A 22,357-nucleotide genomic window follows, 5' to 3' on the forward strand; every position below is an offset into this window, starting at 1 on the left:
CGGGCGTCGCCTCGGCGGCGGGTGCGCGATCAGACCCCCGGTGGGGAGGGCGGTCCCCCTGCGGGATGACCGGGGGACGGCCGGGCTCATCCCCCGGTGGCACCGGCTACCCGGTGACGTCCAGCAGCCCCCGCTCGAACGCGATCGCGACCGCCTCGCCGCGCCTGCCCGCGCCGAGCTTGGCCATGATGCGGGTGAGGTGCACGCTCACCGTCTTCTCGCTGATCACCAGCTCCTCGCCGACCTCGCGGTTGGTGCGCCCGAGCGCCACCAGCGCCAGCACCGAGCGCTCGCGCGGGGTGAACGGGTCCACCTGGCCGCCGGGCACCTCGCCGCGCAGCACGACCCGGCCGCGCCGGGCGCTCTGCCGCACCGCGTCGCGCAGCGGGCGCGCCCCGAGCAGCTCGGCCGCGGTGTCGGCGGCCTTGAGCAGGGTCGCGGCCTGCTCCCGCTGCCCGCGCGCCAGGGCGGTCTCGGCCGCGCGCCACCGGCACACCGCCTGCTCGTGGACGTCCCCGTGCAGCTCGGCGGCGACCAGCCACGGCCCGGTGACCACCCCGCCGTCGAGCCGGTCCTCCTCGGCGTCCACGCGCGCCAGCCAGGCCGCCGCGTCCGCGCCGCCGCCCCGGACGGCCCTGGCGCGCCCGGCCAGCGCCCGCCCCTCGGCGACCGCGCGCTCCTCGGCGTCCCGGTCCCGGCGCCTGCGCGCCCGTCCGGCCAGCTCCGCCCACGCGGCGACGCCGAGCGCGAGCAGCCGGAGCACCCCGGCCGGGCAGGCGCAGACCCCGATGGCCTCGACCGCCCGGTCCACCGCCGCGTCGGGCTGACCGCGCCACAGCAGCAGCTCCACGTCGGCCGCGCCCGCGACCTCGGCGGTCCACGGGTCGCGGGACCAGCGCAGCCCGGCCAGCTCCCGCTCGGCGGCCTCGAACTCGCCGCGCCCCACCAGGAGCTGGGCGCGCGCGGCGGCCAACCGCTCCGAGCCCCAGGCCCCGGCCTCACCGGCGGCGCCCGCGGCCCCGGCCCAGTCACCGGCGCGGTAGCGGGTGAGCACCTGCCAGGCCCGCAGCTCCACGCCCAGCGCGCTCCACGCGACCCCGGCCTCGTCGGCCCGGCGCACCCCGGCGTCGAACGCCTCCACCGCGCGCCCCGGCTGCCCGGTGTCGTGGTGGAACCGGCCCAGCGCCCGCCGGGCCCGCAGCTCGGCCCCGACCGCGCCGCCGCCGCGCGCGTGCTCCACGGCCTCCAGGTGCCTGCGCAGCGCCGACTCCCCGCGCCCGTCCTCGGCGTCCAGCACCGCCAGCGTGGTGAGCGCGTCCGCGACGGCGGCCCAGGCCCCGGAGGCCCGCCCGTCGGCGACGGCCTGCTCGGCCCGCTCGGCGGCCTCGGCCCGCTTGCCGCCCTCGTGCAGCGCGGTCGCCCAGCCTGCCAGGACCTCGGCGCGCTCGGCGCACGCGGGCCGGTCCCGCAGCAGCAGCCACGCCTGCTCGACGGCGGCCTCGCGCTCGCCGTCGGCGTCGTCCAGCGCGGCCAGGGCGCGGGCCAGCCGCAGCCACAGCGCGGCCCCGGCCTCGGGCCCGGTCCCGTCGACCAGCGCGGCGCCCGCGCGGGCCAGCGCCACCGCGCGCTCCGGGAGCCCGCTGGCGCCCGCCGCCCAGGACGCCTGGCGCAGCAGGTCGGCCTCGGTCACCCCGGACGGCGTGCGCCCGGCGGTGGTCCACAGCCGCAGCGCGACCTCGCGGTGCCGCAGCGCCTCGGCGGGCGCCCCGCAGGCCGCCGCCTCGGCCGCGGCGCGCACGGACGACGCCAGCGCCAGCGCCGGGTTCCCGGCGGCCAGCGCGTGGTGGGCCACCGAGGCGGCGACGCCGCGCCCGGTGGTGGTCCCGAGCAGCTCGGCGAACGCGGCGTGCAGGCGCACCCGCTCGCCGGGCAGCAGGTCGGCGAGCACCGCCTCGCGGGCGAGCGCGTGCCGGAACCGGTAGGCCCCGCCCCGCTCGACGAGCACGCCGTGCCGGACGGCCTCGCGCAGCGCGCCCCCCAGCTCGACGTGGTCGGTGAACGCCGCCAGGTCGGCCGCCCGCATCGGGCGCCCGGAGACGGCGAGGACCCGCGCCACGCGCGCGGCCCCCGGCCCGAGCAGGGACGCGCGGGCCAGCGACGGCTCGCTGGGGGTGTGCGGGTCGGCGGCCAGCTCCTCGGCCAGGAACGGGTTGCCCTCGGCGCGCTCGGCGACCCGCAGCACCAGCTCGTCGGACAGCCCGGCGTCCAGCGCGGCGACGAGGCCGCGGGTGTCGATGGCGCTCAGCGGCGCGAGGTCGAGCCGCCGCACCGACGGCAGGCGTCCCAGCTCGGCGAGCACGGGCCGCAGCGGGTGGTCCCGGCGCAGGTCGTCGGAGCGGTGCGTGGTGACCACGAGCAGCCGCTGGTCGCGCAGCCGGGACAGCAGGAACACCAGGAGGGCGCGGGTGGAGGCGTCCGCGAGGTGCAGGTCCTCCAGCACCAGCAGCACGGGTCCGCGCGCGGCGAGGTCGGTGAGCAGGGCGAGGACGGCGTCGAACAGCCGCAGCTGCCCGGTGTCCTGCTCGCCGCGCCTGCCGGGCAGCCGCACCCCGTGCGGGTCGACCGCGCCCCGGTCCGGGACCGGGCTCAGCTCGGGCAGCAGCCAGCGCAGCGCGGGCCGGGCCCCGAGGTCGAGCAGCCCCTCGGCGCGCACCCGCCGGGCCACCTCGGTGAACGGCAGGTAGGGCACCCCGGTCTCGGCGACGTCCAGGCAGTGCCCGCCGAGGACCAGCGCGTCGCCCGCCGAGCGGGCCAGCTCGTCGACCAGCCGCGACTTGCCGACCCCGGCCTCGCCCGAGACGAGCACCGCGCCCGGCCTGCCGAGCACCGCGTCCTGGAGCGCTGTCCGCAGGCCCGTGAGCTCCCGGACGCGCGCCACCAGGGGGATTCCGGAACCGAGACGTGCCACGGCTGCATGGTCGCACACCTGGCTTGGCATCGACGTGAGCTTGATCAACCAGCAGCCGCACCGTTGCGCGCTCGGGTCCGGATCGGGCCGAACGGTCGCGGGCCGAACGGTCGCGAGCCGAACGCCGACCCTCCCGTCAGGCGTTGCTCGCCCCGACCGACCGCTCGGCCCTGGCGCGCGCCAACCGGCCCCGGACCTCGTCGGCCTCGGGCGCGCCCAGCTCGGTGAACAGCGCCAGCGCCCGCTGCCAGTGCGCCACCGCGCCGCCGACGCCCTGCCGCTCGAAGACCCTGGCCAGCCGGTCGTGCGCGAGCGCCTGGTGGTAGTCGCTGGCCACCTCGGTGGCCAGCGACAGCGCGGTCCGCGCGGACGCGGCGGCCGAGGTGTGCTCGCCCGACTCCAGCAGCACCGTGGACAGGTCCGCGTGGCAGGAGGACTCGCCGCACTGCTCCCCCACCTCCCGGTACATCCGGATGGCCGCGTCGAGCCAGGGCAGGGCGTCCGGGTAGCGCCTGCTCACCGAGTACAGCAGCCCCAGGTTGTGGTGCGCGTTGGCCTCGGCCCACCGGGACCCGGCCGCCCGGCTGACCTCCAGCGCCTCCCGGTAGCAGGACTCGGACTCGTCGACCCGGCCCAGGAGCTGGAGCGTGTCGGCGACCGTCGTGAGCGCCCTGGCCTGCGCCGACACGTCGCCCCACGAGCGCGCGACCTCCAGCGCCTCCTGGTGCCTGGCCAGCGCCTCCTCGGAGCGGTGGAACTGGGCGAGCGCCACGCCGAGGTTGAACAGCGTCACGAACCGCGCCTCGGGGTCGCCCAGCTCGGTGGCCGCGCCCAGCGCGCGCTCGGTGGTGCTGAGCCAGGTGTGCCGGTCGGCGCGCAGCCAGAAGAACCGCGACAGGGTGTAGGGCAGCTGCCAGGCGTGCGCCAGCCAGCGCCGCTCGCCGGAGTCGCCCGCGTGCTCGGCGGCGGCGATGATGTTCGCCTGCTCCGCCTCCAGCCAGGCGGTGGCGTCCACGACGCCGCTGAGCGCGGGCACGTCGGCGGGCACGTGCTCGGGCGCGACCCGCACCGCGCCCCGGCCCACCGGCATCAGGGCGTCGGCCAGGTCGGCGCAGTGCAGGTAGTAGTCCAGCACCCGGCCGGTGGCCGCGCGGCGCTGGTCCTCGGGCAGCTCGGCGGCGAGCGCGCGGGTGTAGACCCGGACCAGGTCGTGCGCGCCGTACCGCCCCGGCTCGTTGGCGGTGAGCAGGTTCGCCGAGGTGAGCACGTCCAGCTCGCGCTGCGCGGCGGCCAGCGGCAGCCGGGCGAGCGCGGCGGCGGCGTGCGGGGTGATGTCCGCGCCGGGGTGCAGCCCGAGCAGGGCGAGCAGGTGCGCGGGCCGGGGCGGCAGGGCGCGGCGCGAGGCGTCCAGCGCGGCCCGGACCGTGGAGTCCTCGTCCTCCAGCCCGAGCGCGGCGAGCCTGCCGTGCTCGTCGTCCAGCTCGGCCACCAGCTCGGCGGCGCGCAGCGACGGCGCGGCCAGCCGGGCCGCCGCGATGCGCAGCGCCAGCGGCAGCCCGTCGCACAGCACGGCCAGCCTGCGCAGCGCGCCCATCTCGCCGGGGTCGCGCCGCCCGAGCAGCTCCAGCGCCGAGTCCTGGTCGAGCACGTCCAGCTCGACCAGGTGCGCCTCGGCGTGCGCGACGAGGCCGACGAGCCTGCGCCTGCTGGTGACCAGGACGCACGACGGCGCGCCGGTGAGCAGGGCCATCAGCTCGGTGGAGCCGCGCGCGTTGTCGAGCAGCACCACCATGCGCCGGTCCGCGACGAGCGTGCGGAACAGGGCGGAGCGCTCGTCCACGCCCACCGGGACGTCCTCGGCGGGCACGCCCAGGGTGCGCAGGAAGCGGTTGAGCACCTCGCCCGCGCCGAGCGGCTCCTGGTTCGGGTCGTACCCGTGCAGGTCGGCGTAGAGCTGCCCGTCGGGGAACTCGTCGCGCACGCGGTGCGCCCAGTGCAGCGCGAGCGCGGTCTTGCCGACCCCGGCGGGTCCCGTGACGACGAGGACGACCCCGCTGTCGCGCTGGGCGCGCAGCAGCTCGTCCATCCGCGCCAGCGCGGCGGCCCGGCCCGCGAGGGCGGCGGGGGCGCGGGGCAGCTGCGCCGGGGTGGCCGAGGGCCGGGGCTCCGGGGCCGGCACGGCGGTGGGCTTGCGGGCACCCGCGGGCTCGGGGTCGTCCCCGGCGAGGATCGCCTGCTGGAGCCTGCGCAGCTCCGGCCCCGGCTCGACGCCCAGCTCGTCGATGAGGGCGCGCCGGGCGTCCCGGTAGGCGGCGAGCGACTCGGCCTGCCTGCCCGCCTGGCACAGCGCCCGCATCAGCAGCCCGTGGCCGCGCTCGCGCAGCGGGTGCTCGCCGACCAGGGCGGTCAGCTGCGGCACCAGCTCGGCGCCCCGGCCGAGCAGCAGCAGGACCTCGGCGCGCTCCTCCAGCGCGGCCAGCCTGCGCTCGCCGAGGCGCTGCCGCTCGACCTCGGCGAACAGGCCGGTGACCCCGCCGAGGGGTTCGGCCCTCCACAGCGACAGCGCGGATTCCAGCTCCGAGGCGGCCCCCTCCAGGTCACCCTGTGCCCTGCTGCGGGCCGCCGAGGTGGTGGCGCGCTCGAAGGCGTCGAGGTCGACGGAGGAGGTGGGCACGCGCAGCAGGTAGCCGTCGCCGACGGAGGTGAGCAGCTCGGCGGGCGCCCGCCTGGCCCGGTGGGGCTCGAGCGCGCGGCGCAGGCCCGCGACGTAGGTCTGCACGAGGTTGACCGAGGAGGTCGGCGGGTTCTCCCCCCAGACCGCCTCGATGATCTGGTCGCGGCTGACCGGGGCGTTGCGGGCCAGCAGGAGCACGGCGAGCACCGCCCGCTGCTTGGCCGCCCCGAGGTCGACCTCCTGGGAGCCGCGCACGGCGCGCAGCAGCCCGAGCACCTCGAAGCGGAGGGGGGCCGGGTCGGCCGCCCCCGCGCCACCGGCGCGCGCTGCCCCGAGGGCGTTCCCGTCGTCCTGCTCCACCCGAACCGATCCTCCGCCCAGGGCCGCCACCTGCGGCGCGACCAGCGCTCCAGTGCGGCTCCAGTCGTGCTGTAGCCGCATTCTTACGCTAAGCGTGTCCGACCGACCACACAGGGCGAATCCCGGTGGGGGAGGTTGGACCAGACAGCGGAACATCCGCTGCTCTCCCCGAACGACGAGGGCAGGCCGGCGTGCAAGGGGCATCCAGCCCGCGGCGGCGGAACGCCGGTTTGCCCTCGTCCCCGCATGGGAGAGGGGTCGTCCGGTAGGGGACGGCCCCTCTCCAGTGCCCTCCCCAACGCGGAAGAGCCGGTCGACGGGACCCGAACCTCCCGTCGACCGGCTCTTCCGTCGTGCACGCGCGGGGGATTCCTGGTCCGCGGGCCCCGGCCCGCACCCCCTGTCGGCCAGGACGCCTCGCGCGGGGCGCTGGGCGCTCGGAGCGGTCGCGCTCGCGCGACCGGCCGGACGCGGGTTCCTCGGAGCGGACCGGTGGCCGCCGGGGGCGGCGGCGCCCGGTGGCCACCGGTCCGGCTCAGGACTCGCCCACCAGCACCGGCTCGGCGTCGGGCCGGGCGGCCTCGGCGGCGCGCGCCGCGGCCCTGCGCTTGCGCAGGTACACGGCCAGCGCGATCAGGCAGCCGACCGCCATCACGCCCCACATGGCCCGGCCGAACGCGGCCTCGATGTACTTGGCCGAGGCCCCGGCGGCCGAGCCGATGCCGATGTGCAGCGCGGACCAGGCGGCGGCGCCCGCGATCGAGGCGGGCAGGAACTTGCGGTAGTCGAGCTTGGCCGCGCCCGCCGACGCGGGCACGAGGGTGCGCACGACGGGCATGAACCGGGCGATGAACACCGCGTACGCGCCGCGCCTGCGCAGCAGCTCGCCCGCCTTGTCCCAGTGCTGCTGGCCGATCTTGCGCACCAGCCCGCTCGCCCGCAGCCGGTCGCCGAAGCGCCTGCCCAGGTAGTAGCCGATGCTGTCGCCCGCGACGGCGCAGAGGGTCACCACCAGCCACATGACGAGGAAGCGCGGGACCGTGTTCGCGGTCGTCGACGCCAGCAGCAGCGCCGTCTCGCCGGGGGCGAGGAAGCCCACGCCGAGGGTGCACTCCGCGAGCGTCATGGCGCCGGTGACCGCCAGGACCGCGGGTTGGGGCAGGCCGGCGAGCCCGTCGAGCGCGTCGGTCACAAAACCCATCGAAATCCCCCAAACGGATCACGGGTACATCACACCAGGCACACGGCTGACCACGGAGCGCATTTACCCGGTGACCTGACGAGCGCGTCTCCTCGTCGGCGGGCAGCACGCACCCGCCTCATCACCAGCACACCAGCCGTTCGTGGTGCTGTCATCATCTCCTGGTCTGATTCTGGCTTCCGCCGTAAGTAGCACACATCGGCAGGATTCCGGACATCCTGACCCAAAAAAGTGAGGGTGACCCCATGCGGGGTCACCCTCTTCGCACGCTGCGTGACCGGCGTGGCGGGCCGGTCGGACGGACCGTCACCGCCCGTCGAGCGCACCGCCCTTGGCGCCGCCCGCGAAGCGGGCCCACTCGCGGGGACCGAACTCCAGCAGGCCGCCCGCGCGGTTCTTCGTGTCCCGCACGGCGGTCAGCTCGCCGTCCCGCGCGATCTCCACGCAGTCCGCGCCGGTCGCCGTGGTGCGACTGCCCTTGCGCCAGTTCTGGTACATCGTCCCGACACTCCCGGTTCAGGAGAGTTCCCGCGCGACCCGCCCGACCAGTGCCGCGGATTCACCGGCGTCGAGCGCCGCGGTCGCCAATCGCGAGAACATCTCGGCATACCTGAGCACTTCCGAGGCCTGCTCCAGATAAACCTCGTTCCGCGTGGTTTCGAGGTATACCACGTCGCGATCCTGCTCATCGCTGAAGGACAGCAGCACGAACGGGCTGTCCATCGCCGAATAGGCGCCCGCGGTGAAGGGGATCACCTGAATGGTGAGATTTTCTCTTTCACCCATTTCGGAGAGCTTCGCCAACTGCTCCGCCATCACGGCCGGTCCGCCCACCAGGCGCCGCAGCGCGGCCTCGTCCACCACCGCGTGCAGCCGCAGCGGCGGGTCCTCGGCCAGCAGCGCCTGCCGGGCCCTGCGCAGCTCGATCCGCCGGTCGACCTCGGAGGCCGACGAGCCCGGCGACACGTCGGCGATCAGCGCCCTGGTGTACGACTCGCACTGCAGCAGCCCCGGCACCATGAGCCCCTGGTAGGTGCGCACCCGCTCGGCGTCCGCCTCCAGGCCCACGTACTTGCCGGGCGCGATGTCGCCGAACGCGTCCCACCACGCCTTGCGCCTGGCCTGCCTGGCGAGCTGGACCAGCTCGTCCAGCAGCGCGGGGTCCGCGTCGTAGGCGGTGAGCATGTCGCGCACGTCGCGGGGCGTGACGCCGACCCGGCCGGTCTCGATCCGGCTGATCTTGGACGCGGAGCACTCCAGCCGCTCGCCCACGTCCTCGATGGTGAGCCCCGACGCCTCGCGGAGCCTGCGCAGCTCGCTGACGAGGCGCCTCTTGCGCAGGGTGGGGCTCTCGCCGCGCGACATCCGCGCACCTCCTCAGTGCAGTGGCGAGGCACAGTCTCGGGCCGTTCACCCGGCAAGCAAAGAGACGTCATCCATTCGTGTACTGCAACTTGCAGGTGGGCACGTGCTGGTCCCAGGCTGCTGTGGCAACGCTGACGGGGAGGGCGGCATGGCTGCCAGCAGGGAGCGGCGAGGATGGCTCTGACGGTCTTCGGCCAGCTCGACAGGTCGCTGCACGACCACCTGGCCGCGCTGGTGCGCCGGGCCGACCAGGCGGACGGCGAGACCGCGGTGGAGCTGGCCCGCTCGGAGCTGCCCCGCGTGGTCGCCGCGCTGAAGTCCCTGCTCGACGAGCACCAGCCCGACGAGCGCGGGCGCTGCGGGACCTGCCGCAGGCGGTGGAGCGGCCTGTGGGGCAGGCGCAGCACGGCCCCCTGCCGGGCCTACATCGGCGCGCAGCTGTGCCTGGCCGTCGCGGGCCCCCGACCGGTCGCCGGGTCGCGGGACGAGGTCGACCCGTTCGAGGACGGCGTCGGCGACGCCTTCGGCGACACCTTCCGGGACGCGGGCCGCTAGCGCCCCTCCCCCGCACGCGAGCGGGCGGACGCGGGCCCGTTCGGCGTCGGGTGGCGACACCCTCCTCGAGGTCGCGCTCCCAGGGAGCACCCGACACCACAGGCCGTGGCGGAACCGGCCCCGAACCCCCGACCGGGGTCGGTTCCGCCACGGCTCCCGCGCGTTCAGCCCTTTCGGGCAATTCGGACGACCACACACCGTCACGTTCCGTTGAATGATCAACACTTACGGGTGTCACGCCTGGTCAGAGCACCGGTGCCGTCGTCATCATGGACGGTGAACCGCAGTGCCGACACGTCCCCCCGTGCCGACACGGATGTGCCACCGCCGCCACCCATCGGGCCCGTCTCCCGCGTTCGTCGGACTGCACCCCTCGACGCCAGTGAGGATTTCGATGAACCGAGCCCGGAAGTCGCACGCAGGTGAGCACACCACCGCGGGCCCCCCGACCAAGCCGGGGGTGCTGGACGTGCTGCGCCACGACGTGCCCGCCTCGCTCGTGGTGTTCCTGGTCGCCGTCCCCCTGTCGCTGGGCTTCGCCGCGGCCAGCGGCGCGCCGCTCATGGCCGGCCTGGTGTCCGCCGCCGTGGGCGGGATCGTCGCGGGCGCCCTCGGCGGGGCCCCGATGCAGGTCAGCGGCCCCGCGGCGGGCATGGTGCTGATCACCACGAGCCTGATCGCCGAGTACGGCTGGGCGGCCACGGCCATGATCACCGTGGGGGCGGGCCTGTTCCAGCTGGCCTGCGGCCTCACCGGCGTGGCGCGCGTGGCGCTGTCGCTGTCCCCCGCCGTGGTGCACGGCCTGCTCGCGGGCATCGGCGTGACGATCGCGCTGAGCCAGCTGGTCGTGGCGCTCGGCGGCGAGGCGGGCGCCACCGCCGAGGAGAACGTGCTGATGCTGTTCGCGCCGGTCGACCCGGAGTCGCTGGCGGTGGGCGCGGTCGCGGTGGCGGTCATGCTGCTGTGGCCGCTGGTGCCGCGCGCCTCGTTCGCGCCCGCCCCGCTGGTCGCGGTGGCCGCCGCGACCGGGGTCGGCGCGGGCTTGGACGTGGCGCGGGTGGAGCTGCCCGGCATCGAGGGGCTGGTCGCCCCGCAGATGCCGTCCGGCTCGATCGCCGGGATCGCGTTCGCGGTGGTCACGGTCGCGGTGGTGGCCAGCGTGGAGACGCTGCTGTCGGCGGTGGCCGTGGACAAGCTGCACGACGGGCCGCGCGCCGACCTGGACCGCGAGCTGGTCGCGCAGGGCGTGGCGAACACCGTGGCGGGCGCGGTCGGCGGGCTGCCGGTGAGCGGCGGCATCGCGCGCGGCTCGACGAACGTGGCGGCCGGCGCGGTCACGCGCGTGTCGGCGGTGCTGCACGGGGTGTGGATCGGGGTGTTCGCGCTGGCCCTCGGGTCGGTGCTGGAGCTGGTGCCGCTGGCGGCGCTGTCGGGCGTGCTGCTGGTGGTGGGGCTGCGGCTGGTCAGCCCGGAGCGGATGCGGGTGCTGTGGCGGCACGGCGAGTTCACCGCGTACGCCGTGACCGTGGTGGGCGTGGTGGGGCTCGGGCTGGTGCAGGGGGTGCTGCTGGGGGTGGCCGCGGCGGTGCTGCGGTCGGTGTACCGGCTGGCGCACTGCTCGGTGCGGGTGGACGAGGCGGGCGGCGAGGGGTGCCGGGTCGTCATCCGCGGGTCGCTGGTGTTCCTGGGCGCGGGCCGGATGGTGCGGGAGCTGCGCGGCGTGCCGCTGCGCAGGCACGTGGTGCTGGAGCTGCACATCGACTTCCTGGACCACGGGGCGTACGAGGCGATCGAGGACTGGCGGGCCGGCTACCAGCGGCTCGGCGGCTCGGTCGAGGTGCTGGAGGTGCACGACACGTGGTTCTCGAAGGCGACGAGGGGGATGCCCGCGCTGCGCAAGGCGCCGGTGGCCCCGTCGGCGCGCTGGTTCGCGCCGTGGTCGTACTGGCAGCAGCGGCGGGACGCGGCCGGGGAGGTGGTGGTGCCCCGGCAGCGGGACGAGGTCGACCCGATGATCCTGGGGATGCACGAGTTCGAGCGGTTCGCCGCCCCGCTGGTGCGGCCGTTCCTGGCGGAGCTCGCCGAGCGCGGGCAGCGTCCCGGCCAGTTGTTCATCACCTGCGCGGACTCGCGGGTGGTGCCCAACATGATCACCACGTCGGGGCCGGGCGACCTGTTCTGCGTGCGCAACATCGGCAACCTGGTGCCGGTCGACGGCGACGACTCGGTGGCCGCCGCGGTGGAGTACGCGGTGCGGGTGCTGGCGGTGCGGACCGTGGTGGTGTGCGGGCACTCGGACTGCGGGGCGATGAAGGCGCTGCTGGACGGCACGGCGCCGCCGGGGTCGAGGCTGCGGTCGTGGCTGCGGGCGGCGGACCCGAGCCTGATCCGGTTCCACGAGCGGGGCGGGCACGCGTCCGGCGAGGCGGTGCTGGAGCGGCTGGCCGTGGCGAACGTGGCGCAGCAGCTGGACAACCTGATGGCCCACCCGTGCGTGCGGGAGGCGGTGGGCTGCGGGGCGCTGCGGCTCGTGGGCATGTACTTCGACATCTCCTCGGCCAGGGTGTACCTGGTCGACCCGGAGCGGGGCGCGCTGGCGCCGGTCACCACCTGACCCGGTGGCGCGGGGCCCCTCCTCGCGAGGGGTCCCGCGCCGTGCTCCCGGTGTGGCGCGTCCTCAGGCGTCGACCGGTCTCAGGCGTCGACCTGGGAGCGGTCGCCGGACCAGAGGGTGTGGAACGAGCCCTCGCGGTCGGTCCTGCGGTAGGTGTGGGCGCCGAAGAAGTCCCGCAGGCCCTGGATGAGGGAGGCGGGCAGGCGCTCGGAGCGCAGCGCGTCGTAGTAGGACAGCGCGGACACGAAGCCGGGCGCGGGCACCCCGGACTGGACGGCCTTCACCGCGACCCGCCGCCAGGCGTCCTCGGCGGTGCGCACGGCGTCGCGGAAGTAGTCGTCGGCGAGCAGGGTCTCCAGCTCGGGGTTGCGGTCGTAGGCCTCCTTGATGCGGTCCAGGAAGCGGGCCCGGATGATGCAGCCGCCGCGCCAGATGGTGGCCGTGGCGCCGAGGTCGAGGTCCCAGCCGTACTCGGCGCTGGCGGCGCGCATCTGGTCGAAGCCCTGCGCGTACGCGACGACCTTGGAGGCGTAGAGCGCCTGGCGGACGTCCTCGACGAGCGAGTCGTCCTTGGCGGTCGCGACCTCGTTGGCGCCGAGGGCGGCGCGGGCGGCCGCGCGCTGGGAGGCGCGGCCGGACAGCGAGCGGGCGAAGACGGCCTCGGCGATGCCGGTGACCGGGACGCCCAGTTCGAGTGCCTCCTGGACGGTCCAGCGGCCGGTGCCCTTCTGCTCGGCCTCGTCGGCGATGACGTCGACCAGCGCGGAGCCGGTGTCGGCGTCGACGTGGGCGAGCACCTCGGCGGTGATCTCGACCAGGTAGGACTCCAGGTCGCCGGTGTTCCAGCCCTTGAAGACCTCGGCCACCTCGGCGGGGGTCAGGCCGCCCGCGCGGTGCAGCAGGTCGAACGCCTCGGCGATGAGCTGCATGTCGGCGTACTCGATGCCGTTGTGCACCATCTTGACGAAGTGGCCCGCGCCGTCCGGCCCGACGTGCACGCAGCACGCCTCGCCGTTCACCTTGGCGGAGATGGCCTCCAGGACGGGGCCGACGTGCTCGTAGGACTCCTTGGAGCCGCCGGGCATGATGCTGGGCCCGTTGAGCGCGCCCTCCTCGCCGCCGGAGATGCCCGCGCCGACGAAGTGCAGGCCCGCCTCGCGCAGCGCGGCCTCGCGGCGCCGGGTGTCGGCGTAGTGCGCGTTGCCGCCGTCGATGACCATGTCACCGGGCTCCAGCAGGGGCGCCAGCTCGTCGATGACCGCGTCGGTTGGGGCGCCCGCCTTCACCATGATGATGATCTGCCGGGGCTTCTGGAGGCTGCCGACCAGCTCTTCCAGGGTCTCGGCGGGGACGAACTCGCCCTCGTGCCCGTGCTCGGAGATCAGGGCCTTGGTGCGGGCGTTGGTGCGGTTGTGCACGGCGACGCGGAAGCCGTGCCGGGCGAGGTTGCGCGCCAGGTTGCTGCCCATGACGGCGAGCCCCGTGACGGCGATCCGCGCCGGTGCCTCGGAGGTGGTCATCAGTCCACCCTGCCCGCATTCGGGTCCGGGCGCACATATGCGGCTACCCACACTTCGGAGGGCCCTGCGCGGGAATTACCGGGCGGGTTCGTGAAACACCGGACGGTGAGCGCGTTTGCGCCGGTCGGGGGAACCGCGCGGGGGCGCGGCGGGGAACCAGGGGGGTGCGGGCCGGGTTCCGGGGAGTGGACCTCCGGGTCCGGTCTGCGCGGGCCGTCGGCGGGGCGGGCGACTACCGGTAGGCCGCGATCGCGGCGACGAGGAGCGCCGGGTTCACCCCCAGCCGTTCGGCGAGTTCGCCCACCAGTGACGGCGGCGTCCCCCACCCGTGCCGCTCGGCAGGGGGTGGTGGCTGCTCGGCTCCGCTCAGCAGGGACTCCGGGGTGCTCAGCGGGCTGAGCCGGTAGACGCGCCACTGCGGGATGGTCGACTCCAGCAGGACGAGCACCCGCCCCTCCCGCAGGAGCAGCACCGCCTTGTCGACGTCGCGAACCAGCACGGCGGACCGCTCCCCCGCCCTGGTGGACACCTGGGCGGCGGCGCGGCGGGGTTTGCGGAAACCGCCTTCGACCACCCAGACCCCCTCCCGGAACCCGACGTCGAGCCCGATCCGCTCGCAAGCGGCGACGACCTCGGCGCTCGGGTCGTCCTCGACCGACTCGGCGCGGCTGATCACCGCGTCGACCTCGGACTCCGAGGCCACCCGCGCGTGCGGCTGCACCGGGTGGTGCAGGTACTCGGTCGCCAGCCCGCGGTCGGCGAAGGCCGCCGACCCCCGTCCCGCTTCCCAGGCGGCTTTCGCGATGACGTCGTGCGCGGCGCCCCCGTGAGGAGTCGCGTCCTGGAAGAGCAGGGCGAGGCAGACGGCGGTCAGCGAGCACTGGTAGGAGATGGCCCGCCCCGGCAGGTCGGCAGCCTCCTCGTCGGTGGGGTCCAGCGCCCGCACGAGGTCGCGCACATCCGCGCGCCAGTCGTCGTCGACGCCCCAGATTCCCGCGGCCAGCAGGTCCAGGTAGACCAGGGTGACGGTCATCCGCAGCTCCAGCGGCGGCCGGGCGGGCCCGGTCACCGCCCTGACCCACCTCGCGGCCCACTTCCGGAACCTGTGGTGCTCGCTCTGCGGGACGCCGCGCTGCTCGACCTCCTGGAACGGGCCCTCGTCCCCGTCCTCCTCGTCGGGCTGACCGTCGTCCGGGTCGACGCCGACCGCCCAGAGCTGGGCCCCACCGCCGGGCAGGCGCAGCGCGGCCGGGAACACCAGTCCGGTGAGCGAGTCCCCGAGCACTCCCTGCACGTGGTGCAACCAGGCGCCCCAGCGGTCCTCGGGCGAGAGCTCCTCCACCTCGTGCGATCGGGTCCTCAGGGCGGGTGCGCCCGTGGTCCGCGACTGGGCGACCTGGCCGAGCAGGCGCACCAGGTCGGCGTTGAAGCGCGCGGCCAGCACCGGATCGGTGATGGTCTCGCCGAGGTCGTAGTCGCGGACCAGGCGGGGACGATCGGGTTCGTCCGAGCGGGGCAGGCACCTCACCGGATCGGTGAGGTACACCTCCGAGGAGAAGACCTGCTCGCCGTCGACCTCGACGCGGGCGCGCACGACGCCGCCGAGCTGCTCGGGCGCGGGGAAGCGCAGCGCGGCTGGGCCTTCCCCGGTCGGCAGCCAGGTGTGGAAGGCGAGCCAGGTTCCCGGCGTCCCGTCCGGTGAGGACTCGATGGCGACCCGCTCGCGGGCGGTGGTGACCAGCTCGACGACCACGTGGTCCTCCTGCCTGCGGGCGCCGAGGAGGACCAGCACGACCGGCGGCTTGCCGCGCTCGGCGGCCGGGTGGGCGGCTGCCGGGGGCTTCGTGGTCGTGGACCACCCTGCGGGCAGGAGGCTGGTGGGCACGGGCAGCACGGCGACCAGCTCGCAGTTGCCGCCCTCGGCGGTGGCGCCGAGGAGCGCGGCGGCGGTGCAGTTCGCGCTGCCGACCAGCGCCGTGGTCACCCCGTCCGCGGACCACTCCACCAGTTTGCCGTGGTAGGTGCGCTCCTCGTCCAGCACGCGGTAGCGAACCGCTGACGCGGTCGTGGTGGCGCGGACGAGGGCGTCGGCGTCATACCTGGACAGCCGGGGTTGCAGGGCGATGTCGACCTGGGTCGGGCGCGCCCGGTCCACCAGGGCGCGCAACGCCGCGCCGCGCGGGTCGTAGAACGGTGAGCTGACGCGCAGGGCGTCCACGCGGGTTCCGGGCAGGTGGGAGAGGACGGAGCGCCGGAGGTTGCCGAAGATCCGCAGTTCGGGCAGCGATCCGTCGACCTCGTCGGGGCGCACGTGCCCGCCGACGACGCGCACCGCGTCCGCGATCCAGGTCGGCATCCGGACCACGTCCGGCAGCTCGACCAGCCAGTCGGCGAGATCCCGCTGGGCGGCAGGCCCTCGGCGCGTGGAGGTGCGCAGGACCAGCCACAGCTCCATGTTGTGCCCCCAACCGGACATGGTGGGGTTGCCGGACCCGACAGCGGCCACGACGTCCTCGTCGCCGACGAGCACGACGAGCTTGGGGTGGAACGCACCGCCGCACACCGCGTGCCCGTGCTGGTAGGACCGTCCCGCGTGGCGGACGTCGACCGGGTCGTGCAGTGACTGCCCGGCGTCACCGACGACGGTGACGCGGGCCCCGAGGGCGCGCGCGGTGGGCACGAAGTGGCGTTCGAGGAAGACGAGGTCGTGCGTGTAGCCCAGGACCAGCGCCTCCCGCAGGCGGGCGCCGTCCGCGCGGTCGCGCCACTCGTGCAGCAGGGTGATCGGCGAGTGGAACCCGTGTCGCACCTCGCTCATCGGGGCAGCTCCAGCACCCGGGCGCCGAGCTCGGTGACCCCGTTCCCGGCGAACAGCCCCAGCTGCGCGGCCATGGCCGAGAGCTGGTCGATGCGGATGCCGACGTCGCCCGAACCTTCCCGCTGGTCGGCGAAGTACCGGCCGTCGCGCTCGTGCAGCCTGCTGAACAGGGTCATCCGCCCGTCCTGGCCGATCCGCAGCTTGCGGAGCGCGACCCGACGGGACTGGGCGAGCATGTCGTCCACGAGTGCGCGGGCGAACTCCGCCAGCGGCCGGTCGGCGTGCTCGGCCTCCCGGTGCGCGACCCAGGTGGGGTCGAGGAACTGGCCCCGTCCTGACGAGCCGCGCCTGCGGCCGAGGAACGCGTCGAGGGCGCGGCCCCGCAGGTGGTCGAGGCGACGCGCGCCCAGCAGGAGCATGGCCAGGTCCGCCTCGGTCCGCTTCCACCACCCGAGGGCGTCCTCCTCGGCGGGCAGCGGGTGGCCGGAGGGCGCGGTCGGGGTGGGGAGGGTTCCGGCGAAGCCGCGCACCGTGGTCGTCGAGACCTCCGAGCTGATCCACGCGTGGAGGTCCTCGCGGGTGGCCGTGCCGCCCGCGTCGATGACCTGGTCCACGAGCGAGGCCCACAGCCGCCGCCAGGCGCCGACCGAGCGGTGCCGGAGCAGCACCCCGCGCCACGCCTCGGCACGCTCCTCGCCTGCCAGGACCGGGTCGGTGTCGAGCGCGTCCCCGTAGGACAGGTAGGAGCGGAACGCGACCCCCGGCGACCAGGCCGGATCGCGCTGCACGGCACGCGCGAGCAGGCGCAGCGTCGTGCGCCTGGTGCGGTCGTCGCCGGTCCATTCCTCCGGTTGGTGGCGCCCGTGGCGCGTCGCGGTGAAGAGGTCGACCAGCGGCGGGAGGTCGGGGGTGCCCGGCGACTCGATGGCCAGCGCGGCGAGACCGTCGACCCCGGTTCCCGGATCGGTGTTCAGCACGAGGTCGAACACGGGCCGGAACATCCGGCGCACCGGGTCTGGGCAGCGGTGCCGACCGGGGCGGATCGTGCCCTCGGCGGTCTCCGCGATTCCCAGCGAGGCGCTGGCGCCGTTGTACTGGGACCAGAAGCCCCAGGGACGCGGCGAGTAGGAGCGCGGACCGGGTTCGGCGAGGTTGGTGGTCCTGCCCTTGCCGCGCGCGGACTTGATCCGGTCCACCCCGTGCGCGAACAGCTGCCGGTCGTGGCCCGCAGAGACGAGTGCGAGCGCGACCTCCGAGCGGCGCAGCAGGGTTCGGCACTCCTGGGCGGTGAGGTCGTGCTCCTCGGAGTGGTCGGCCAAGGCCCAGTAGAGCGAGTAGTAGCGGACCAACCGGGTCAGCGTGGACACACCGGGCACGAGCGTGTCCACCACGGCCAGCACCGGCGCCTCGACGAAGAGCGGGTAGCGGCCTCCTCGGCGGTCGAGCCCCGGATCGCACCACAGGGGACCGGTCACCTCGACGGGGGTCATCCGACGCTCAACGAGTCGATCTTGACGGTGCGCACGTGGTTGCCATCGCCGCAAAAGCGATCTTCGTTATCAGCGGGAGCGGGTCCCCGGAGGCGCGAGGACAGCGGGGCGGGCGACCGGTGCGGCGCCCGCCCCGCGCCCGCCTACCCCACCGACCGGTACGCCTCACCGGCCGCGTTGGGGGCGCCGCCCGGCCGGTACAGACCGGTCCCCGGCTTGTCGGCGGGGAGCGCGAACCAGGCGTAGCGCTCCACCCACGGCAGGCCCTCCATCATCCGGGCCGAGCCGCTCGCGAACGCCGCCAGCTCGGTCGCGCTCGGGTACCGGGCCGCGCCGCCCGACCAGTCGATCAGGGAGTACTCGGTCACCCAGACGGGCAGCCCGTACCGGGCGTGCACCGCGTCCAGGTAGTTCTTCAGGTGGCCGACGGCGGCGGCGCTGAAGTCCGAGCCGTACCAGTGCAGGGTGATGAAGTCGACGCGCAGGCCGCGCTGCCTCGCCCCGGCCATGAACCGGTCGAGCCAGCCGCCCGCCTTGTCGCCGCCGTAGGCGACGGCCGGGCTGCCCAGGCGCATCCCGGTGGCCTGGAGCTGCGGCCACAGGTCGAGCGCCTGCTCGACGCTCATGTTCGACTGCTCGCCCAGGTCCGGCTCGTTGAAGCCGAGCAGCGTGCCGCCCTGGCCCTTCACGGCGGCCAGGTTCGCCGGGGTCACCGTCTTCGCGCCCCAGATCATCGGCACGAACTCGACGCCCTGCGGGATCACCAGGTCCTCCCTGGTGGGCGCCCAGTTGTAGACCCAGCCCGCGCCGACGTCGCCGAGCGCCTTGCCGACGCCGTCGAAGTTCCAGGTGCTGACGCCCTTCTTCGCCGACGGCGCGGCGGGCGGGCGGGGCGCGGCCACGGCGGGCTGCGGCTGGGTCGTGGTGGTGGTCGGGGCCGGGCTGCTGGAGCTGGGCGCGGTGGTCGTGGTGGGCGCGGCCGAGGACGTGGGCAGCGGTTCGGTGGTGAACGCCGGGGGGACGGTCAGCTCGGCGGCCAGCGGGGGCGGCTCGTCGGCGGGCAGCGCCATCGGGGCCACCACGGCGGCCGTCGCGACCGCGGCGACCGCCGTCGCGACCACCAGCGGCTTGGCGGCGACCTGCGCCCAGAAGCCCTTCTTCGCGCTGCTCACCGCCTTGAGGGACTTGGCCGTGCCCGCGTGCCCGGAACCGTGCCCCGCGCCCTGCCCGACCAGCGCCTCGCCCCCGGCAGCGCCCCACAGCGCCGGGTCCAGCGCGAACGGCACCGGCACCAGCGGCAGCCGCGCCACCAGGCCGTCCACCGCCGCGAGGTCGTCGAACGCCGCCGCGCACCGGTCGCACTCCCGCGCGTGCCGCATGACCCGCTTGCGCCACAGCGCGCTGGGCTGCCCGTCCCAGTCCCCCACCACGTGCGCCAGCTCCCCGCACCGGGGCACGGCCGCGAGCACCCGCACGACCACCCGCGACGCGTCCAGCTGCGCCTTCATCCGCTGCACCCGCACCGCCGCGTGCTGCGCGCTGATCCCGACCGCCTCGACCAGCTCGGCGCGGGTGATCCGCCCGACCGCCTCCATCCACCACAGCGACAGCAGCTCCCGCTCCTCCTCGCCGAGCCAGCGGGTCGCGGCCACCACCTCCCGCCGCTGCCCGGTCAGGTGGAGCTTGGTGAGCGCGAGGTCGACGAAGTCCGCGCCGGGGTCGGCCCGGTCGGCCAGCGACCGCTCGTCCACGGGCAGCGGCAGCCGCCGCCGGTGCCGCTCGCGGACCTGGTTCATGGCGATGACCAGCAGCCACGACCGGAACGCGGCCGGGTCGCGCAGCTCGCCGAGCGAGTCGACGGCGCGCAGCATGGTCTCCTGGACGACGTCGTCGGTGTCCGGGTGGCCGCCCAGCGCGTGCCCGACGACGTTGTACACCAGCGGCAGGTAGGCCGCGACCAGCTCGTCGAGGGCGCCGTCCTCGCCGCGCTGCGCCGCGACGACCGTCGCCGCGCCGGGCTCGTGCGGTGTCCGCATCCCAATCCTCCTGGCAGTGGTCGGTTCCGCTCAGGAGACGGCGGGCCGGGGCCACGATAACCAGAACGTCCCCCTAGGTTTGGCCGCCATGGACGCAGAGGAGTTCCGCCGGGCGGGGCACGAGGTCGTCGACTGGATCGCCGACTACCGCTCCCGCCTGGAGTCGTTGCCGGTGCTGGCGCAGGTGGAGCCGGGGTGGGTGCGCGAGCGGCTGCCCGCCGAGCTGCCCGAGGAGCCGGAGCCGTTCGACGCGGTGCTCGCCGACGTCGACCGCGTTGTGGTGCCCGCCACGACGCACTGGCAGCACCCGTCGTTCTTCGCGTACTTCCCGGCGAACGCGTCGCTGCCGTCGGTGCTCGGCGACCTGGTCTCCACGGGGCTCGGCGTGCAGGGGATGCTGTGGGCCACCTCACCCGTGTGCACCGAGCTGGAGCAGGTGCTGATGGACCAGCTCGTGGCGGCGATGGGCCTGCCCGAGTCGTTCCTGGGCGGCGGGGTCATCCAGGACACCGCGTCGTCGGCCGCGCTGGTGGCGCTGGTGGCGGCGCTGCAGCGGGCGTCGGGCGGGAAGTGGCGGGCGGCCGGGGTGGACGGGTCGGAGACGATCTACATGTCCTCGCAGACGCACTCGTCGCTGGCCAAGGCGGCCCGGATCGCGGGCCTCGGCGAGGAGGCGGTGCGCGCGGTTCCCACCGGCGACGACCTGGCGATGTCGGCGGACGCGCTGGAGGCCGCGATCGCGGCGGACGTGGCGGCGGGCAGGCGGCCGGTGCTGGTGTGCGCGACCGTCGGCACCACCGGGACCGGCGCGGTCGACCCGGTGCGGGCGATCGGCGAGGTGTGCGCGCGGCGCGGGGTGTGGCTGCACGTGGACGCGGCGTGGGCGGGCGCGGCGGCGGTGTGCCCGGAGCACCGGGGGATGCTGGACGGCCTGGAACTGGCCGACTCGTACTGCGCGAACGCCCACAAGTGGCTGCTGACGGCGTTCGACGCGTCCCTGTTCTGGACCTCGCGGCCGGACGGGCTGGTGGACGCGCTGACGATCCTGCCGGAGTACCTGCGCAACCCGGCGACCGAGTCGGGCGCGGTCGTGGACTACCGCGACTGGCAGGTGCCGCTGGGCAGGCGGTTCCGGGCGCTGAAGCTGTGGGCTGTGCTGCGGACCCACGGGCTGAGCGGGGTGCGGGCGCACCTGCGCGGGCACGTGGAGCTGGCGCGGAAGCTGGAGGGGTGGGTCGAGGCGGACCCGAGGTGGGAGGTCGTGACGCCCAGGACGCTGTCGCTGCTGGTCATCGCGGTGCGCGGGGACGAGGGGGCGACCAGGCGGGCGGTGGAGGCGGTGAACGCGAGCGGTGAGGCGTACCTGACGCACGCGGTGGTGGGCGGGCGGTACGTGGCGCGGGTGGCGGTGGGGGCGATCGGGACGCGGGAGCGGCACGTGCGGGCGCTGTGGGAGGCGCTGCGCGCGGCGGTGTGAGGCGGCGCGGTGGCCGGACTGCCGCCCCCGGTCACCGCCGCAGCAGCTCCGCCAGGTCGACCACCAGCGGGAACGGGCTCGCCAGCTCCACCTTGCCGCTGCCCGAGGCCACCGGCTCCTCGTCCAGGCGTGCGCTCGGCACGACGACCACGTCGGGCGCGCGCACGGTCACCGGGGGCACCGGGTTGATCAGCACGCCGACCTCGTGGACGGCGTAGAGGTCCTCCGGGAGCGCGTCCCACTCCTCCAAGCTCAGCAGGTGATCGGGGTAAGGCATCGCGGTCATCGCCTTCCACCTCCCCTCATCACCCCAGGAGTGGCCCACAGCACAGCGTGATCACTTGATCACCCGCAGCAACCCCTCCTGCACCACCGTCGCCACCAGCTCCCCGTCCGCGCTGAAGAACCGGCCCGTCGCCAGGCCGCGCGCGCCGGACGCCGAGGGCGAGGCGCAGTCGTACAGGAACCACTCGTCGGCCCGGAAGCGGCGGTGGAACCACATCGCGTGGTCCAGGCTCGCGCCGAGCACGTTGTCCGTGCCCCAGTACACCCCGTGCCTGACCAGGATCGAGTCCAGCAGCGTCATGTCCGACGCGTACGCCAGCACGCACACGTGCAGCAGGTCGTCGTCGGGGAGCTTGCCGTCCGCCCGCATCCACACCTGGCTGCGCGCCTCGGCGGGGCCGCTGTCGCGGGCCTTCCACGGCGGGGTCGTCACGTACCGCAGGTCGATCGGGCGCGGCAGCCGCGCCATCGCGCCCGCCTTGTCGAGGTAGCCCTCGGCGGCGGTGGCGTAGTCGGGCAGGGTGTCCGGCGCGGGGACGTCCGGCATCGGCTCCTGGTGGTCCATGCCGGGCTCCTCGCTCTGGAAGGAGGCCGACAGGGAGAAGATGGCCTTGCCGCGCTGCACCGCCACCACCCGGCGGGTGGTGAACGAGCGGCCGTCGCGGATGCGGTCCACTTCGTACACGATCGGGATGCGCGGGTCGCCCGGCCGGATGAAGTACGAGTGCAGCGAGTGCACCCGGCGCTCCGGCGGGACCGTCCGCCCGGCGGCCACCAGCGCCTGCCCGGCGACCTGGCCGCCGAACACCCGGACCGGCGACTCGGCCGGGGAGACCCCGCGGAAGATGTTCTCCTCGATGCGCTCCAGGTCGAGCAGCGCCACGAGGCGGTCGAGCACGGGCTGCCCGTGCGGCACGCCGTCGGTGTCCAGCGGCCCCTCTGTGGGGAATCCGGCGGCAGCGGCGGCACGGGCAGCCTCGGTCACGTCTATCTC

The 22,357-nt window shown here is 75.3% G+C and carries 14 protein-coding genes; 3 read left to right on the forward strand and 11 right to left on the reverse strand.

The window, feature by feature from the left end:
- Positions 1 to 106: 106 nt before the first annotated feature.
- The 5 genes from CNX65_RS27800 to CNX65_RS27820 form a co-directional block, all read right to left on the reverse strand.
- Positions 107 to 2,968, reverse strand: a complete 2,862-nt coding sequence (locus tag CNX65_RS27800) for a helix-turn-helix transcriptional regulator (protein ID WP_096496385.1) — start codon at positions 2,966 to 2,968, stop codon at positions 107 to 109.
- 136 nt (positions 2,969 to 3,104) lie between these two features.
- Positions 3,105 to 6,002: an AfsR/SARP family transcriptional regulator gene (locus tag CNX65_RS27805; protein ID WP_096496386.1), complete on the reverse strand. Its 2,898-nt coding sequence runs from the start codon at positions 6,000 to 6,002 to the stop codon at positions 3,105 to 3,107.
- Positions 6,003 to 6,537: 535 nt separating this feature from the next.
- Positions 6,538 to 7,203, reverse strand: coding sequence for a DedA family protein (locus CNX65_RS27810; RefSeq protein WP_096496387.1), 666 nt, complete (start codon positions 7,201 to 7,203; stop codon positions 6,538 to 6,540).
- A gap of 306 nt (positions 7,204 to 7,509) precedes the next feature.
- Positions 7,510 to 7,701 (reverse strand): DUF397 domain-containing protein, encoded by a 192-nt coding sequence (locus tag CNX65_RS27815; protein ID WP_096496388.1) that lies wholly within the window; start codon positions 7,699 to 7,701, stop codon positions 7,510 to 7,512.
- 18 nt (positions 7,702 to 7,719) lie between these two features.
- On the reverse strand, positions 7,720 to 8,568 hold the full coding sequence (locus CNX65_RS27820; protein WP_096496389.1) for a helix-turn-helix domain-containing protein: 849 nt from the start codon (positions 8,566 to 8,568) through the stop codon (positions 7,720 to 7,722).
- Positions 8,569 to 8,742: 174 nt separating this feature from the next.
- Between CNX65_RS27820 and CNX65_RS27825 the strand changes: the two genes are divergently transcribed.
- Positions 8,743 to 9,123 carry a hypothetical protein gene (locus tag CNX65_RS27825; RefSeq protein WP_096496390.1) on the forward strand — a complete coding sequence of 127 codons (381 nt, stop codon included), beginning with the start codon at positions 8,743 to 8,745 and terminating at the stop codon, positions 9,121 to 9,123.
- 394 nt (positions 9,124 to 9,517) lie between these two features.
- Positions 9,518 to 11,737: a SulP family inorganic anion transporter gene (locus tag CNX65_RS27830; protein WP_096496391.1), complete on the forward strand. Its 2,220-nt coding sequence runs from the start codon at positions 9,518 to 9,520 to the stop codon at positions 11,735 to 11,737.
- An 80-nt stretch (positions 11,738 to 11,817) separates the two neighbouring features.
- On the opposite strand, the gene gndA is transcribed toward CNX65_RS27830, so the two are convergent.
- The 4 genes from gndA to CNX65_RS27850 all read right to left on the reverse strand — a co-directional run bounded on the left by gndA (position 11,818) and on the right by CNX65_RS27850 (position 19,601).
- On the reverse strand, positions 11,818 to 13,257 hold the full coding sequence (gene gndA / locus CNX65_RS27835) for an NADP-dependent phosphogluconate dehydrogenase (protein WP_096496392.1): 1,440 nt from the start codon (positions 13,255 to 13,257) through the stop codon (positions 11,818 to 11,820).
- 232 nt (positions 13,258 to 13,489) lie between these two features.
- Positions 13,490 to 16,075 (reverse strand): hypothetical protein, encoded by a 2,586-nt coding sequence (locus CNX65_RS27840; protein WP_096496393.1) that lies wholly within the window; start codon positions 16,073 to 16,075, stop codon positions 13,490 to 13,492.
- Positions 16,072 to 17,565: a hypothetical protein gene (locus tag CNX65_RS27845; RefSeq protein WP_096496394.1), complete on the reverse strand. Its 1,494-nt coding sequence runs from the start codon at positions 17,563 to 17,565 to the stop codon at positions 16,072 to 16,074. The genes CNX65_RS27840 and CNX65_RS27845 overlap by 4 nt, the downstream gene beginning before the upstream one ends.
- A gap of 143 nt (positions 17,566 to 17,708) precedes the next feature.
- Complete coding sequence (locus CNX65_RS27850) at positions 17,709 to 19,601, reverse strand: sigma-70 family RNA polymerase sigma factor (RefSeq protein WP_096496395.1); 1,893 nt, start codon at positions 19,599 to 19,601, stop codon at positions 17,709 to 17,711.
- An 88-nt stretch (positions 19,602 to 19,689) separates the two neighbouring features.
- Between CNX65_RS27850 and CNX65_RS27855 the strand changes: the two genes are divergently transcribed.
- A complete protein-coding gene (locus CNX65_RS27855; RefSeq protein WP_096496396.1) occupies positions 19,690 to 21,078 on the forward strand; it encodes an aminotransferase class V-fold PLP-dependent enzyme in 1,389 nt (462 codons plus the stop codon).
- A 31-nt stretch (positions 21,079 to 21,109) separates the two neighbouring features.
- Here CNX65_RS27855 and CNX65_RS27860 read toward each other — a convergent pair whose 3' ends face one another.
- Entirely contained in the window at positions 21,110 to 21,364 is a 255-nt protein-coding gene (locus CNX65_RS27860) for a hypothetical protein (protein ID WP_096496397.1), read from the reverse strand.
- 51 nt (positions 21,365 to 21,415) lie between these two features.
- On the reverse strand, positions 21,416 to 22,348 hold the full coding sequence (gene tesB / locus CNX65_RS27865; protein WP_198320563.1) for an acyl-CoA thioesterase II: 933 nt from the start codon (positions 22,346 to 22,348) through the stop codon (positions 21,416 to 21,418).
- Positions 22,349 to 22,357 lie beyond the last annotated feature (9 nt).

The sequence above is a fragment of the Actinosynnema pretiosum genome, assembly GCF_002354875.1.
In the GTDB taxonomy this organism is placed as follows: domain Bacteria; phylum Actinomycetota; class Actinomycetes; order Mycobacteriales; family Pseudonocardiaceae; genus Actinosynnema; species Actinosynnema auranticum.

Coding starts and splice junctions, on each gene's coding strand:
- CNX65_RS27840 (WP_096496393.1), bottom strand. CDS start 16,075: ATGAGCGAGGTGCGACACGGGTTCCACTCGCCGATCACCCTGCTGCAC.
- CNX65_RS27855 (WP_096496396.1), top strand. CDS start 19,690: ATGGACGCAGAGGAGTTCCGCCGGGCGGGGCACGAGGTCGTCGACTGG.
- CNX65_RS27845 (WP_096496394.1), bottom strand. CDS start 17,565: ATGACCCCCGTCGAGGTGACCGGTCCCCTGTGGTGCGATCCGGGGCTC.
- CNX65_RS27830 (WP_096496391.1), top strand. CDS start 9,518: ATGAACCGAGCCCGGAAGTCGCACGCAGGTGAGCACACCACCGCGGGC.
- CNX65_RS27820 (WP_096496389.1), bottom strand. CDS start 8,568: ATGTCGCGCGGCGAGAGCCCCACCCTGCGCAAGAGGCGCCTCGTCAGC.
- CNX65_RS27850 (WP_096496395.1), bottom strand. CDS start 19,601: ATGCGGACACCGCACGAGCCCGGCGCGGCGACGGTCGTCGCGGCGCAG.
- CNX65_RS27815 (WP_096496388.1), bottom strand. CDS start 7,701: ATGTACCAGAACTGGCGCAAGGGCAGTCGCACCACGGCGACCGGCGCG.
- CNX65_RS27860 (WP_096496397.1), bottom strand. CDS start 21,364: ATGACCGCGATGCCTTACCCCGATCACCTGCTGAGCTTGGAGGAGTGG.
- gndA (WP_096496392.1), bottom strand. CDS start 13,257: ATGACCACCTCCGAGGCACCGGCGCGGATCGCCGTCACGGGGCTCGCC.
- CNX65_RS27810 (WP_096496387.1), bottom strand. CDS start 7,203: ATGGGTTTTGTGACCGACGCGCTCGACGGGCTCGCCGGCCTGCCCCAA.
- CNX65_RS27825 (WP_096496390.1), top strand. CDS start 8,743: ATGGCTCTGACGGTCTTCGGCCAGCTCGACAGGTCGCTGCACGACCAC.